Annotated in this window: 13 protein-coding genes; 2 read left to right on the forward strand and 11 right to left on the reverse strand. The window is 43.5% G+C overall.

Annotated features, from left to right (window positions below; translation table 11 throughout):
- Nucleotides 1–52 precede the first annotated feature (52 nt).
- From rplI to KE627_RS05930, 3 genes are all read right to left on the reverse strand, one after another.
- A complete protein-coding gene (gene rplI, locus KE627_RS05920) occupies nucleotides 53–505 on the reverse strand; it encodes a 50S ribosomal protein L9 (RefSeq protein WP_013726873.1) in 453 nt (150 codons plus the stop codon).
- Between the two features lie 39 nt (nucleotides 506–544).
- Entirely contained in the window at nucleotides 545–2,557 is a 2,013-nt protein-coding gene (locus KE627_RS05925; RefSeq protein WP_013726872.1) for a DHH family phosphoesterase, read from the reverse strand.
- A 195-nt stretch (nucleotides 2,558–2,752) separates the two neighbouring features.
- Nucleotides 2,753–4,144, reverse strand: a complete 1,392-nt coding sequence (locus KE627_RS05930; RefSeq protein WP_013726871.1) for an amino acid permease — start codon at nucleotides 4,142–4,144, stop codon at nucleotides 2,753–2,755.
- 630 nt (nucleotides 4,145–4,774) lie between these two features.
- Between KE627_RS05930 and nhaC the strand changes: the two genes are divergently transcribed.
- Complete coding sequence (gene nhaC, locus KE627_RS05935) at nucleotides 4,775–6,190, forward strand: Na+/H+ antiporter NhaC (protein WP_013726870.1); 1,416 nt, start codon at nucleotides 4,775–4,777, stop codon at nucleotides 6,188–6,190.
- Nucleotides 6,191–6,291: 101 nt separating this feature from the next.
- Here nhaC and rpsR read toward each other — a convergent pair whose 3' ends face one another.
- Genes rpsR through rpsF form a run of 3 tightly spaced genes read right to left on the reverse strand, consistent with a single transcriptional unit; the run spans nucleotide 6,292 to nucleotide 7,465 of the window.
- Nucleotides 6,292–6,531, reverse strand: a complete 240-nt coding sequence (rpsR, locus tag KE627_RS05940; protein ID WP_013726869.1) for a 30S ribosomal protein S18 — start codon at nucleotides 6,529–6,531, stop codon at nucleotides 6,292–6,294.
- 36 nt (nucleotides 6,532–6,567) lie between these two features.
- A complete protein-coding gene (ssb, locus tag KE627_RS05945; protein ID WP_013726868.1) occupies nucleotides 6,568–7,134 on the reverse strand; it encodes a single-stranded DNA-binding protein in 567 nt (188 codons plus the stop codon).
- Nucleotides 7,135–7,168: 34 nt separating this feature from the next.
- On the reverse strand, nucleotides 7,169–7,465 hold the full coding sequence (gene rpsF / locus KE627_RS05950; RefSeq protein ID WP_013726867.1) for a 30S ribosomal protein S6: 297 nt from the start codon (nucleotides 7,463–7,465) through the stop codon (nucleotides 7,169–7,171).
- A 401-nt stretch (nucleotides 7,466–7,866) separates the two neighbouring features.
- Here rpsF and KE627_RS05955 point away from each other — a divergent pair, with 401 nt between their 5' ends.
- On the forward strand, nucleotides 7,867–8,058 hold the full coding sequence (locus KE627_RS05955) for a hypothetical protein (RefSeq protein ID WP_013726866.1): 192 nt from the start codon (nucleotides 7,867–7,869) through the stop codon (nucleotides 8,056–8,058).
- Nucleotides 8,059–8,263: 205 nt separating this feature from the next.
- On the opposite strand, the gene KE627_RS05960 is transcribed toward KE627_RS05955, so the two are convergent.
- From KE627_RS05960 to yaaA, 5 genes are all read right to left on the reverse strand, one after another.
- Nucleotides 8,264–9,373, reverse strand: a complete 1,110-nt coding sequence (locus KE627_RS05960; protein ID WP_056938679.1) for a lactate oxidase — start codon at nucleotides 9,371–9,373, stop codon at nucleotides 8,264–8,266.
- A 185-nt stretch (nucleotides 9,374–9,558) separates the two neighbouring features.
- Nucleotides 9,559–12,126 carry a DNA gyrase subunit A gene (gene gyrA / locus KE627_RS05965; protein ID WP_041805519.1) on the reverse strand — a complete coding sequence of 856 codons (2,568 nt, stop codon included), beginning with the start codon at nucleotides 12,124–12,126 and terminating at the stop codon, nucleotides 9,559–9,561.
- Between the two features lie 59 nt (nucleotides 12,127–12,185).
- Nucleotides 12,186–14,129, reverse strand: a complete 1,944-nt coding sequence (gene gyrB / locus KE627_RS05970; protein ID WP_013726863.1) for a DNA topoisomerase (ATP-hydrolyzing) subunit B — start codon at nucleotides 14,127–14,129, stop codon at nucleotides 12,186–12,188.
- 15 nt (nucleotides 14,130–14,144) lie between these two features.
- The gene (gene recF, locus KE627_RS05975) at nucleotides 14,145–15,263 is read right to left on the reverse strand and encodes a DNA replication/repair protein RecF (RefSeq protein ID WP_013726862.1); all 1,119 of its coding nucleotides are present in this window, start codon (nucleotides 15,261–15,263) and stop codon (nucleotides 14,145–14,147) included.
- On the reverse strand, nucleotides 15,260–15,502 hold the full coding sequence (yaaA, locus tag KE627_RS05980; RefSeq protein ID WP_013726861.1) for a S4 domain-containing protein YaaA: 243 nt from the start codon (nucleotides 15,500–15,502) through the stop codon (nucleotides 15,260–15,262). The genes recF and yaaA overlap by 4 nt, the downstream gene beginning before the upstream one ends.
- Nucleotides 15,503–15,584 lie beyond the last annotated feature (82 nt).

Here is a 15,584-nt window from a genome sequence, read left to right on the forward strand (position 1 = left end):
CCTTTTGTGAGGAGTCTCTGTTACATTTACCTGGATAAAGGTTGTTCGCGCTCTATTTTTCAGAAACATGTACCCGGATCTTAGCAGTCACATCAACATGCAACTTAACCGGGACGTTGGTGTAGCCGGCAACTTTAATTGGTTCCGGTAATTCAATCTTGCGTTTATCAAGCTTGACACCATACTGTTTTTCCAGTGCTGTGGCAATTTGCTTGCTTGGGATTGAACCAAAGAGGCGGCCGTCCGTTCCAGCTTTGGCCTTTAATTCAACGACTGTCTTGTCGTCTTCAAGCTTGGCCTTTAACTGCTTGGATTCCTCCAACTCTTCTTCCTCACGCTTTTCTTCGGCCTTTTGTTGGCCCTTTAACTGGCTCATTGCCGCTTTAGTGGCTGCCTTTGCCTTCCCATTCTTAATCAGAAAGTTTTGAGCATAGCCGTCAGGAACTTCTTTAACTTCCCCGCGCTTACCTTTACCACGGACGTCTTGCAGAAAAATAACTTTCATAACAGATCACTCCTACTATCCTCAAAAATTTAAATACCTTTATTCATTATCATCGATATTCTTGATCGTTTCAAGCAACATTTTTTTCACATCGGCAACCGACTTGTCGGAAACCTGGGTGGCACCACTGGATAAGTGGCCACCGCCGCCCATTTGCTCCATAATGACTTGAACGTTAACGGCACCGGTACTTCGAGCAGAAACGCCAATTTGGCCGTCGGAGCGCTTAGTGATGATGAATGATGCGTCAACCCCAGACATTGTCAGTAACGAGTCACAGGCTTGTGCCGCCGTGACCGGATCATAAACCTGGTCTTCTTCGCCAACAATCAAAGCCATATTCTTGTGGAAGAATTCAACTTTGGAAATTAGATGGTTGCGTTGCAGGTAACTATCAATATTTTCCTTCATAAATTGCTGCATTTCATCAGAATCGGCTCCCGCAGAACGCAAGTAACTGGCAGCATCAAAGGTTCTGGTACCGGTTCGCATTGAGAAGCGCTGAGTATCAATAAAGATCCCGGTTAGCATTGCGGTTGCTTCAATCCGGTTGATTGGTTCTTCTTCGTGCGGCTGATATTCAAACATTTCCGTGATCAGCTCACAAGTGGATGATGCGTAAGGTTCGATGTATACCAGCATTGGGTTTTCAGGGAACTCTTCACCCCGGCGATGGTGGTCAATAATGACCACTTTTGCTGACATTCGCTTGTATAAGTCTTCTGAAATGCTGATTGAAGGCTTGGAATGATCAACCATAATCAGCATGCTGCTGTCAGTTGCTTTGGCAATCGCCTCTGAAGGGGTAATGATTGAATCGGCAATTTCTGGGTACTTCTTGGTTGCTTCCAATAATCGTTGAATATCTGAGTGGACCTTCTCCTTATCAAGGACGATCCAGCATTTCTTATTATTCATTTGGGCAATTCGTCTGATCCCCAGACAAGCACCCAAGGAGTCCATGTCCGGTCTGGTGTGGCCTTGGACAAAGACCTGATCTGAGGCACTCATCAATTCGTTCAAAGCTTGAGAAATCATCCGTGCCCGAACCCGGGTCCGCTTCTCCATTGGGTTGGTCTTGCCGCCATAGAACCGCGCGGTACCATCCAATGACTTAACAACGACCTGGTCACCGCCACGACCTAACGCTAAATCAAGGTTGCTTTGAGCTTGGTCGGCCAAATTATTCAGGTCATCTTCGCCGTAAGCAATCCCGATACTCAACGTCAGTGGGAAGTTTTGCTTGGAAGTCGTCTCTCGGACAGTGTCCAAGATATTGAACTTGTCATTCTCAATCGCCGTCAACGACTTTGAGTAGGCCAGCAGGAAGAAGTGGTCATCATCGATTTGCTTGAGATACATCCCATATTTTTGGGACCAGGTTGCCAATTCGTTGGTCACATAGTTGCTTAAATTAGAGATTTCCTGGTCAGTCATTGACTGGGTAATTTCGTCGTAGTTATCCAAGAAAATTTGACCAACGGAGATCTGCTCTTCGTTGTATCGTTCCTCCAGGTTGGCATACCGGGTAATATCCATCAAATAGACCGAGTTATATTCCTTTTGGATCAGCATGGTAAACTTATGGTCCCGCCAAGTGATCGTGTGGAATTCATCTGATTCAGCGTACTTGGTGATTAACTGCTGGAGGTCATGATCGATGTCGTCGATCTTTCGACCCAACAAATTCTCATCCTTAAAATACTTCACCATATAGGGGTTCGCCCACTCCACCTGTTCGTCGTCATTTAAGATCATGACGCCGATCGGCATTTCGAGCAGCGACTCCTGTTCCCCACGATGAATTCGGTATGATAGGTCGGTAATATAGCGGTTGGTATCGGAACTGATTTCGTTCATCATGACGATGGTAAAAATCAAGCCGACAACACTGATCACAATGAGAATGAGGGAAGCCACGATATTATATAAAAATGAAATAACGATGCCGTAGATCACGATTAATGAAATGAACATCATGATCCTTCTGAGGCGTCGGTTATGAACAAATGGTGGCAGTTCACCACGGTTGTTTGTGAACCAATTTTTCATGTTAATTCCTCTTCATAATAGCTTAATGCTCTTATTTTACCATAAATCGGCCTGCTTTATTATTTCTGGTGGGTTCTCATCTCAATGATGAAGCAAAGAAAAATTCCCAGCATCACTGTCGGGAATTTTTCAGAGTCATTATATGATATTTATTGGAAGAGACATGCAAATTCATTTCATTGAATTGTTAGACAATTACTGGTCGGTGTCTGGAACCAATCGTCTTTGATGGATATAAGTTGCGGCACCGAAAACAACCGTCCAGACAATTGCACCAACAGCACCAATAATGTCTTCTGGAACAAAGAACAGTGAACCAAAGATAACCACAAAAAATGCGATTGTCAGCGGACTCATGATCTTGTATGCCGGCATCAAGAAGCCATTTGGCAGGAAGTCAGCTGATTGACGGTACTTTCTGTGAGCCAGCATTGCCAAGGTGTACACAATGATGTACATATCACTGGAAATTCCAGTTACGATGGTAAATACGGATGCCAAACTGTTAGTCAAACTGATCAGTGGCGTAATCAAGACCAGTGCTGCCGAGAAGATAATTGCCCGGGCAGGAACACCATTGTTGGAAATTTTAGCAAACGTTTTTCGCATCCAGCTGTCTTCCGGAACTTCTGTTGCCAACTGATAGAAATGTCGGCCGGCTGAGAAGATACAACTGTTTAAGGATGATGCGGCGGAAGTTAAAACAACAAAGTTAATCACGGCGGCCGCTGCTGGTAATCCGGCGAGTTTCAATACTTGAACAAAGGGACTGCTGTCAGGGGTAATGGATGACCATGGGATGATCCCCATAATCACAGTCAAGGCCCCAATATAGAAGATTAAGATCCGAATCAAAGTTTCATTAACGGCCTTTTTGATAACCGTTTGCGGATTTTTGGCTTCACCAATTGTGATACTAACGAATTCAATTCCCATGAATGCGAAGAAGACCATTGGGAACGCAGCGATAAAACTCACACCGCCATGGGGGAACAGTTGAAAATTGTGGAAAATATTGCCAATTGTGGCATGGCCAAGTGGCGTCACCGAATGGCTGAACATCATAAAGATTCCAGTAAAGATTAATGCCAGAATGGCAACGATTTTGATCATTGCAAACCAGAATTCAGCTTCTCCAAACAACCGTGCAGCAATTAAATTAATTCCAGCTAAAACTCCCAAGAAAATAACTTCAATAATCCAAGCCGGAACCTGGGGGAACCAGAATTTAACATACGTTGCTGTGGCACTAATTTCACCCATACAAACGAATACCAACCCAATCCAGTATGTCCAGCCGGTAAAATGACCAACTGTTGGACCCAGATAACGGGAAATAAATGAAACGAATGTATGTTGCGACGGATCGGAATAGAACATTTCACCAATTCCACGCATCATGAAAAAGAAAAACAGGCCAAGTACCAAATAGATCAGCATGACTGAGGGACCCGTCTTACTGATGGTGCTCCCAGAGCCCAGGAACAACCCGGTACCAATCGTTCCACCAATCGCGATCATCTGAACGTGACGATTACTTAACGCACGCATGGTTCCATCTTGGTTCTCTTGAATTTTTGACTTCATAGGCATCCTCCTAAATAAGAGCAACATAAGAATTAGATTAAAAAGTTCTAATGAGAATGCATTTATATTATCACAAATGGGCATTTGATGTTAGGTTTGGTTACATTTTGTTATTTAAAAAGGTGAAAATAAGAATTTTTTCGATAATCTTAGGCGAATGGGGAAGAATTGCTAAGATTATTTAACGACAATGTGCATTTGGGGGATTATGAGCTTCGTCATTCCCAGCAATCGATCATGGAAACATTTCTTGCAATTCCTCTCATCAAGTTTTATACTCTCTTTAATAATTAAAGTCGAATTACATGAAGTAGTGCCTTATCTGGGTGTCAGGAAGTTGGTGGTTGCTGCGAACCAATCAGGGTAAGGTGGCGAAATACCGTAATATCACGACAATGGTCAATAACTAGAATCCATTATCTTCTAGTGAGCGGTGTATTTTTGATACACAAGTTGGGTGGTACCACGGTTAAAATCGTCCCTATTGCATTTATTTGCAGTAGGGACGATTTTTTATTGACTTAAGGGGGATTTTCTATGAGAAGAGCAACGAATGGCGGTTTACCACGATATTTGAGTCAACTGAATTTAAAGTAGCCAAAAATTTGAAAATAAAAAGAGGTTGGCAATATGAGAAATAGTAGAGTGAGTTTGCGTGAAGCGATTTTAGTATTAGTTGTTGCATTAGCCATTATGGGAACCGGGGTAATCGGTTTGGGATTGTCTCCACAAGTTCCAGTATTATTAGCAATTACCGTCACAATCTTTTGGGCAAAAGTGACTGGGTTTAGTTGGGATGAGATCAATGCCGGGATTAAGGATGGGATTGATAAAGGCATCATCCCCATTGTCATCTTTATCTTAATCGGTGCGATGATCAGTACCTGGATCGCCGCTGGAACAATTCCAACGTTGATGGTCATCGGCTTCAAAGCCATCAGTGCCCAATGGTTCTTACCAACCGTCTTTCTGGTCTGTTCACTGGTTGGTGCCGCCGTTGGTAGTTGTTTCACGGTTGTCTCAACTGTCGGGATTGCTTTCTTCGGCATCGGTGTCACCATGAACTTCAATCCGGCCCTGGTCGCTGGTGCGATTATTTCCGGCGGGGTCTTCGGTGATAAATGTTCACCACTTTCCGAAACCAACAACTTGGCAGCAGCCGTGGTCGACACCGACTTATTTGATCACATGAAAACCATCCTTTGGTCGACGATTCCAGCTGCCACGATTTCCACCATTGCCTTTGCTCTTCTTGGAATGGGTCACAACCATGCCGATATGAACAAGATCAATACAACGGTTGCCGCATTGAACAACGATTTTCACATTTCAATTGTCGCCTTGATTCCGATCATCTTGGTGTTTGTCTGCGCCGGCTTTAAAATGGCAGCTATTCCAACCATGCTACTGAACATCTTTGTTTCAGCGGGGATGATGTTTGTCAACAACCCTGGATTAAACGTCACCAAAGCCAGCACGATCATCACCAATGGCTTTATCGCAAAGACTTCTAACAGTGAGGTCAACTTATTACTTTCACGGGGCGGCATCGTCAGCATGATGCCGACAGTTGCCCTAATTGTTCTGACATTATCGCTTGGTGGTCTATTAGTCCATTTTGGCCTTATCAGCGCGATTATGTCACCACTGGCTACCAGATTGAATAATCCGGCCAAACTAGTTACAGCGGCACTGGGAGCCTGCATTGGGGTGAATATCTTCGTTGGTGAACAATTTCTTTCGATTATCTTACCTGGACGAGCCTTCAAAAAGACGTTCAATAACGGTGGCCTGGCCAGCCGAGCCCTTGGGCGGGTTCTTGAAGATGGCGGTACCGTTTTAAACTACTTGGTTCCATGGGGCGTTGGCGGCGTCTTCATTGCCAACACATTGAGTGTCCCAACTATCCAATACCTGCCATTTGTATTCTTCAGTCTGCTTTGCCCAGTCTTCTCACTATTGAGTGGATTCACCGGGGTCGGTTTAAAGAAATTAGGACCTGATCAACAAGTTGACAACGCCAAGCCCGTTACTAACGAAAACTAATTGATGTCGATACAAGCCTTCCTGGTTCAGTTTCTGGGAAGGCTTGTCTTATGAGCAAATAAAAAAGCCATCCCCGAAAGGATGACTTCGATAAATCATTATTAGTCGGCCGCAACGAAAGGCATCAAGCCCATGATACGTGCACGTTTAATAGCAATTGTTAAAGCACGTTGGTTCTTTGCGCTGGTTCCAGTAACACGACGTGGAAGAATCTTTCCACGTTCTGAAACAAATCGCTTCAATAAATCGATATCTTTGTAGTCGATGTATTCAATGTGATTTGCAGCAATAAAATCAACTTTACGACGACGACGACCGCCGCCACGTCTTTGATATGCCATAGTTTTTCCTCCTCGAAAATTTACTTTACCAATTCATTAGAATGGTAAATCATCATCGGAAATGTCAATCGAGTCCCCAGAGTTAGCGAACGGATCATTGGGATTATTGTTCCCGTTATTACCGTTATTTCCACCATTGTTAGTCGGATTATTCCCGCCGTTATTGTTGGAATTGCCACTATTTCCGGTACCGGCATTTGAATGATTATCAAATGGATTGGCATTACCGTTATTTTGTTGAGGAGCATTGCCATTTTGCTGACCATTTGAGTTGTTCCTTGCAGAACGGGGCTCAAGCAGCGCAAAATTCTCTACTACAACTTCGGTCACATAAACACGTTGTCCCTGTGCGTTTTCGTAATTTCTGGTCTGAATACGGCCATCAATTCCAACAAGCGACCCCTTATGAACGAAGTTGGCAAAGTTTTCAGCGGATTTACGCCAGATTACGCAGTTAATGAAATCAGCCTCTCGTTCCCCCTGTTGATTGGTAAATTGCCGATCAACGGCAAGTGAGAACGAACCGACAGCGGTTCCGCTTTGAGTGTATCGTAAATCAACATCGCGGGTTAGGCGACCCGTAAGAACTGCACGATTAAGCATGCTGAATTTGCTCCTCTCATATTAGAATCAATTATTAGTCGTCACGAACAACGATCATATGACGTAAGATATCGCCATTGATTTTTGAAAGACGATCAAATTCGTTAAGTGATGCGTCTGAATCAGTTGTTAAAGTTACAACGTGATAGGTTCCTTCGTTGAAGCCACCGATTTCGTAAGCAAAACGACGCTTTGACCAGTCTTTTGAACTTAGTACCTTAGCACCATTGTCAGTCAAGATCTTGTCGAATCGTTCGATCAATGCAGATTTTGCAGATTCTTCAATATCAGGACGGATGATGTAAGTAATTTCGTATTTCTTTTCTTCCATGATTTGCACCTCCTTATGGACTTATGGCCCTCTTCCCGAGAGCAAGGAGAGTTTCTGTTTTTACCCAGATACTCACAATATAAAATAATACCACGTGTGGACCTAAATATCAATTGCCTAATTGTGATTCACGATACACTTATTATATACGATAGAAACCACCTGGATTATTCTTTTGGAGAAAATAATTCACGATCAGGAATTAAATAATTCCTTAATAATTAGGAACCCCTTGCTACACTTGGGTTCCCCCAGTAAATCACCTACGGCAGTCAAGCAGATACTTGACTCTTTTGATTTTGGAAGTAAACTAGTATCAATTCCAAATTCAATTTGGAGTTTGGAAACGCTTTTTCGCACGTGTCCCATGATTTAACAAAAATAAAGAAACGAGGAATTCAATGACACTTTTACTATTAATCATCGTTGGGGTTTCAGCATTTTACTACTTCAGAAGTTCTCAAACAAATACCCGCTCGAGTCGATATCAAAACGGCCAGGATCCTCATGCATACGCTTATGCACGTAGCGAGCACCCAGAAATTCTGGATAAAGGCCAAACAACCGGCCGACCACGTAAAAATATTAATTAACCTAAAATCTGATTCAAAAACAGCGTCCCTCAATAATGAGGAACGCTGTTTTATTACATATTTTTGGGGAAAAGAACACGGGGAATGTTCTAATACTGTGCAGCACTCATGGGTATCCTCTAATATTATTTCCCATCATGAGAACAGAAGCAAATGCCTAAAAATTTCTGTTAGAGGATACGGATGATAGGACGTTGCACACAAATTAATAGTTGATACTTAGAAGATGGGTCTTCTTAACATCGGCAATGGTCTTGGTTCCGGCCAATTGCATCGTTGTCTTCAATTCATCACCGAGATGTTCAAAGACTGCTTGAACACCTTCAGCGCCACCTAAAGCCAAACCATAGATAACCGGTCGACCCATGGCTACCAAGTCTGCACCTGAAGCAAGTGCCTTGAATGCATCAGATCCACGGCGAACACCGGAATCAAAGATGATCGGAACACGGCCATTAACAGCTTTGGCAACATCTTCCAAAACATCGAATGATGCTGGTCCACCGTTTAATTGACGGCCACCATGGTTGGATACGTAAACACCGGCAGCCCCGGCACCGATTGCGTAAAGGGCATCTTCTGGTGATTCAATTCCTTTAACAATCACTGGCAAATCAGTGTAGTCAGCGATCTTCTTAACGTCGTCGGGCCCAATCTTTTGAGCAGCCGCAGCATAAATTTCAGCAATTCCCTTGCCTTTACCGTCGCCTTCACTAAATTTAGTCAAGTTTGCCATTGGAATTGGGAATTGGAAGTTATTCTTGATGTCGTCTTCACGATAACCATCAACGGTGGCATCAACAGTCAAGATAATGCCTTTGACGCCAGCCTTTTTAGCTTCGTCAAGCAACGAGTAGTTGAAGTCCCAATCTTTACTCATATAAAGTTGGAAGAATTGGGGTGCACCGTTCCCAGCTGCAGCAGTATCTGAGATGGACACTGACGAGTAAGTACTTTGGGCCATCAAACCACCAACGGCAGCGACACCTTTTGCAGTATCCTTTTCACCTTGTGAGTGGGCCAATCCCTGAGCGGCAGTTGGTGCCATCATAATTGGCGTTTTTAGCGGAATTCCAAAGACGTTAGTGTCGAGTGATGGATTTTCAATATTACTCAACGCACGCGGAACGATTTGCTTGTGGGTAAATGCTTTACGGTTGGCTTTTAAAGTCCAGTTGTTTTCTGAACCACCGACGATGTATCCAAAACCGCCAGTTGGAATGATTTGCTTAGCTCGTTCTTCCGACTCTTCCAAGTTTAAAATATTAATTTTTTCTTCGTTATCGTTTTGTTTGTAACCATTAACAACAGTCATGAATAAATTACCTCCAGGTAGTCGTATTTTAATTCTTACAAAAAGCATATCACTTACGAAAAGTAAGTCAAAGAATTAGCTCGACTTTTTTATCCCATTTTCTTAGGAGAATTCATGCTTATGTTTCACGTGAAACAAAAAGTCGGTGAGAATTAAATCTCATCGACTTTGTAATTAGCTGAATATTAATTATCTGAATCTGAGTTTTGATCCGCATTGGTACCGGAATCATCACTTGCTTGTTCTGAATCAGATGACTGATCTTTTGTGTCATCCTCTGAATCATCCTGCTTCTCAACCTTAGCCATGGTTGCAACTTTAGCGCCATCGGTCATTCTGATCAAGTGAACACCGAGAGTTGCCCGCCCCGTTTGAGAAACGTCCTCAACACTGAATCGAATCATGACACCCTGATCTGTGATCAGCATGATGTCTTCCTCACCGTTAACCGTTGTCAAACCGGCAAGCGGCCCATTCTTTTCAGTGATGTTGGCAGTCTTAATTCCTTTACCGCCCCGACCCTTAATTGGGTATTCAGCAGCTGGGGTGCGTTTACCATAGCCATTTTCAGAAATGATAAAGACCTCACTGTCAGGTTTCAAGATATCAGAACCGACCACATAATCGTTCTCACGTAGTCTAACACCCCGGACACCAGTAGCTGATCGTCCCATTGAACGAACATCGGCAGCATTGAAACTAACTGCGTAGCCACGGTGAGTTCCAATGATAATATTTTGATCCTCACTAGCAATCAGAACGTTGCTAACCTGATCATCATCCTTGAGGTTAATGGCTTTCAGACCATTACTACGGATGTTGGCAAAGTCAGACACTGGGGTGCGCTTAACGGTTCCCATCAAAGTGACAAAGAAAAGATCCTTTTCAATATCGTTATTCTTATCGGAGACGTTAATCACAGCCTGAATTTTTTCGTTATTGCCAATGTTCAACAGGTTAATCACTGGAATACCCTTAGCAGAACGGCCGTATTCGGGAATTTCATAACCCTTCATCCGATAAACTTTACCGGCATCGGTGAAGAACAACAGCACATCGTGGGTTGAAGTTGAAACTAAGTGTTCTACGAAATCATCGTTGTGAACACCCATTCCTTGAACACCACGACCACCACGATTTTGGGCTTTAAACTCAGAAGTTGGTAACCGTTTGATGTATCCGTTATGCGTTAGAGAAATGATCACGTCTTCTTCTTCGATCAGGTCCTCATCTTCAAGACTCAGAACTTCACCCACCAAGAGTTCAGTCCGTCGTGGATCGCCAAATTTGTTTTGGATCTCCAATAATTCTTGATAAATGATTTCATTGACCCGTTCACGACTGGCAAGAATCGCTTTGTATTCTTCAATGTCCTTCATCAATTGATTGTATTCTTTATCAATCTTTTCGCGTTCCAAACCGGTTAACCGAACCAGACGCATGTCCAAGATCGCTTGAGCCTGCTTGTCATCCAGACCAAAGCCTTCGATTAATTGGTTCTTGGCAACGTCACCGGTCTGTGAACCACGGATAATTTTGATAATTTCATCAATGTGGTCAAGGGCAATCCTTAACCCTTCGAGGATGTGAGCCCTGGCCTGAGCCTTGTTCAGCTCATACTTGGTCCGTCGTTGAATAACTTCAACTTGGTGCTCCAGATAATAGTTCAAAATTTCTTTCAAACTCAAAATCTTTGGCGTGCCTTTGACAATTGCCAACATGTTGAAACTAAATGAAGTCTGCATCAGGGTTAATTTGTACAAATTGTTCAAGATGACTTCGGCACTTGCATCCCGACGAACATCAATCACAACCCGCATTCCTTCACGGTCAGACTCATCATTAATATCCGTGATGCCTTCAATCCGCTTATCGCGGGCTAATTCAGCAATCCGTTCAATTAACTTGGCCTTGTTGACCATGTAAGGTAATTCGGTGGCAATGATTCGCTGTTTGCCGCCGGCTTCCCCTTCAATTTCAACTTTGGCGCGGACAATAATGGTTCCCTTACCGGTTTCATAGGCTTTCCGAATACCGGATTTACCCATGACAACGCCGCCGGTTGGAAAATCAGGTCCTGGCAAAGCCTCCATCAGATCTGCTGTCGTGGCATCGGGGTTCTTCATCAAAACATGAATGGCACTGATGACTTCGGACAAATTGTGAGGTGGAATATTGGTTGCCATCCCTACGGCAATTCCTGACGCACCGTTGACTAACAGGTTCGGGAATCGTGACGGCAAAACGCTTGGTTCACGTTCAGTCCCATCATAGTTGGGCTGGAAATCGATGGTATCTTTGTTGATATCACGCAGCATTTCCATCGCAATCTTGCTTAACCGGGCTTCGGTATAACGCATCGCTGCAGCGCCATCACCATCAACTGAACCAAAGTTTCCGTGACCATCAACTAACATGTAACGGTAGCTAAAGTCCTGAGCCATTCGAACCATTGACTCATACACGGCGGTATCGCCATGGGGATGGTACTTACCTAAAACATCGCCGACAATTCTGGCTGATTTCTTATAAGGCTTATCGGGTGTCACACCCAATTCATGCATATCATACAAAATACGACGATGAACCGGCTTTAAACCATCACGAACATCGGGCAGCGCACGGGCAACAATGACACTCATGGCGTAGTCAAGAAATGACGTTCGCATTTTTTTAGATAGATCAACGTTGGTCACTCGACCAGCAATTGGTTCATCATGGTTATCTTTATTCGCCAAATTATTTACCTCCATTCATGGGTTTCGGTGGCATGTTTCATGTGAAACATTTTCTGCTTAGTTATTAAGCAGCTTTAAACATCAAGATTTTCCACAAACGTTGCGTTATCTTCAATAAACTCGCGTCGTGGTTCCACCTTGTCGCCCATTAACATCGAGAAGACCTTATCTGCTTCGGCCGCATCGGAGGATTCAACTCTCAACAGATGACGGTTTTCGGGATTCATTGTGGTGTCCCACAATTGTTCAGCATCCATTTCTCCTAAACCTTTGTATCGTTGAATCACGGGTTTTGGTGATGGCTGCAGGGTTCCTAAGAATGCATTCAAATCATCATCGGAATCAATGTAACGTGACATCTTCCCTTGACGGACTTGATACAACGGTGGCTGGGCAACGTAGACAAAACCGGCATCAATTAATGGCCGCATGTAACGGTAAATCAACGTTAACAACAGCGTTTGAATATGGGCACCATCAACATCGGCATCGGTCATGATGATCAGCTTATGGTAATTAATCTTTGATAAATCAAAGTCCTCACCAAACCCGGTTCCCATGGCAGTAAATAATGAACGAATTTCTTCGTTGGCTAAAATTCGGTCCATACTTGCTTTTTCAACGTTTAATATTTTTCCACGAATTGGCAGAATTGCCTGGGTCAGCCGTGATCGGCCCTGCTTAGCGGATCCGCCGGCTGAATCACCCTCGACGATAAACAGTTCAGAAATTTTAGGATCCTTACTGGTGTTATCGGCTAACTTACCAGGCAGGTTGCTGATTTCCAAGCCACTCTTTTTCCGGGTAACTTCACGGGCACGTTTAGCTGCTGAACGAGCTTTTGAGGCCAGCATCCCACGATCAACAATTTTTCTGGCCATCTTAGGATTTTCCATCAAGAACTTGGTGAAATGATCACTGAAAATGCGGTCAGTCACCGTTCGAGCATCTGAATTCCCCAGCTTGGTCTTCGTCTGGCCCTCAAACTGTGGGTCTGGATGCTTGATGCTGACAACAGCCGTCGTGCCTTCACGGACATCTTCACCGGAAAGGTTTGGTTCGTTGTCTTTTAACAGCTTGTTCTTACGGGCATAATCGTTAATGACGCGAGTCAAGGCTCGCTTAAAGCCTTCTTCGTGAGTCCCACCTTCATAGGTATGAATATTATTAGTGAAGGTCATTAATGTATTGTGATAATCGTTGGTATATTGAATCGCCACTTCAACGGTAATTCCGTTCATGACACCTTCAACGTAAATTGGTTCATCCAACAAGGTTTCTTTACTGTTATCCAGGTATTCAACGTAATGTTTGATCCCGCCTTCGTACATAAAGTCTTGTTCAGTCGGCTTTTCCGGACGCAGGTCAAGAACAACAATCCGTAATCCCTTGTTCAAAAATGCCAACTCGCGTAGTCGGGCTGTTAAGACTTTAATATCATAAGTAGTGGTCTCCCGGAAGATATCAGGATCCGGCAGGAAATGAACCTTAGTACCATGGAGATCATCCGAAACTTCACGGACGACTTTCATCTTGGTCTTGACGTGACCACGACTGAAGTCCATGTAGTAAACTTTGCCGTCACGGGTAACTTCAACGTCCAGTTCAGAGGACAGGGCGTTAACAACTGAAGCACCCACACCATGCAGGCCACCAGAAACTTTGTATCCGCCGCCGCCAAATTTACCACCGGCATGAAGAATTGTGAAAACGGTTTCTAGGGCAGGCTTGCCCGTCTTCTTTTGAATATCAACCGGAATTCCACGACCGTCATCAGTAACGGTAATGCTGTTGTCTTTTTCAACGGTAACGGTAATTTTGGTGGCAAATCCAGCAAGCGCTTCATCAATCCCGTTATCAACGATTTCCCATACCAAATGATGAAGTCCTTGTGAACTGGTCGTTCCAATGTACATCCCGGGACGTTTTCGAACAGCTTCCAGTCCTTCAAGAACTTGAATTTGGCTGGCATCATATTCATGCGCTAATTCTTTTTTGGTTTCTTTTTCGTCGGCCATTTTGATTCTCCTTCACTATTTTGCCAAAGTAACATTACCTTCACTAATCCGAAAAATACGTGGATTGGTTAGTAACTCCTGCTGAACGCCACTTAAACTGGTGGTGGTTAAAAATGTTTGAACCTTATCTTGAATTGCGGTTAATAAGTGCGTTTGCCTGAAATCATCAAGTTCAGAAAGGACATCGTCCAATAATAGAATTGGATATTCATCCGTTTGTTCCTTCATCAGGTCAATTTCAGCTAGTTTGACCGAAAGCGCGGTTGTCCGCTGCTGACCTTGGGACCCAAATGACTGAACTTCTTTGCCGTTAATCACAAAATGCAGATCATCACGCTGAGGTCCAATCAACGTGGTGGAACGCAAAATCTCTTTGTCTTTAATCGCAGCAAAATGCTTCAGTAGACTCTGATAAATCGACTCGACTGATCCTAACTGGTCAGCCTCTACCGTGGTGTGATAGTCAAAGGCCAACTGTTCTTTACCTTGTGAAATTTCAGAATGAACGTTTTGGGCAAATTTTTCCAGCTGTTTAAGTAGCTGAAGTCTTTGATAAACAATTTCTGCACCATAAGCAGATAACTGATCGGATAGCACATCGAGATATACCCGATCCTTTTGGCGTTTATAATGCAAATCTTTCAAATACCGATTTCGCTGTTTCAGTATCTTTTTGTATTGAGTGGAATTGTACAAGTAGCGATTGCTCATCTGGGCAAATTCCATGTCCATGAACCGCCGGCGAACTTGTGGTGCTCCTTTAACGATGGATAAGTCTTCGGGAGCAAATAAAATGACGTTCAACTGACCGATGTAGGTGGACAACTTAGCTTGTTCCAAATGGTTAACCTTTGCCCGCTTCCCTTTTGAACCTAAATCCAGTTCAATCGGAACCGTTCCAAGCCGCTTTTGCAGGCGACCTTTAATTTGGGCCGTCTGACTGTTCCAGTTAATCAATTCTTTTTCGTTATTGGTTCGGTGACTGCGGGTGAGTGCCAAAACATAGATGGCTTCCAATAAATTAGTTTTACCCTGGGCGTTTTCACCAAGAAAGACGTTGATCCCATCGGAAAATTCGAGCGTTTGATCAACATAATTACGAAAATTATGCAGTTCAATTTCGGTTAGCTTCATTCATTTCCCTGCTTTGAGCGAATAAAAAATAAGCCAACGTCCGGAACTTCGACATGATCACCGTCATACAGCTTCCGACCACGGCGATTGTCAGGCTCGTCATTGACATTAACTGTTGTCTCTCTTAAAAACCATTTGGCTTGGCCGCCACTGGCAATAATCGATTCTTCTTTGAGTAATTGTCCAAGAGTGATATAAGGACTATCAATGAAAACATCTTTTTTCACAATTTCACCCACCTTTTTACTCCTTCTATTATACCTCTTTGTTTACTAAAAGTACACGTCAATGACGATTCTTGGGCATTATGAGCCGTTTTGA

Source organism: Lentilactobacillus buchneri (assembly GCF_018314255.1).
Classification (GTDB): domain Bacteria; phylum Bacillota; class Bacilli; order Lactobacillales; family Lactobacillaceae; genus Lentilactobacillus; species Lentilactobacillus buchneri.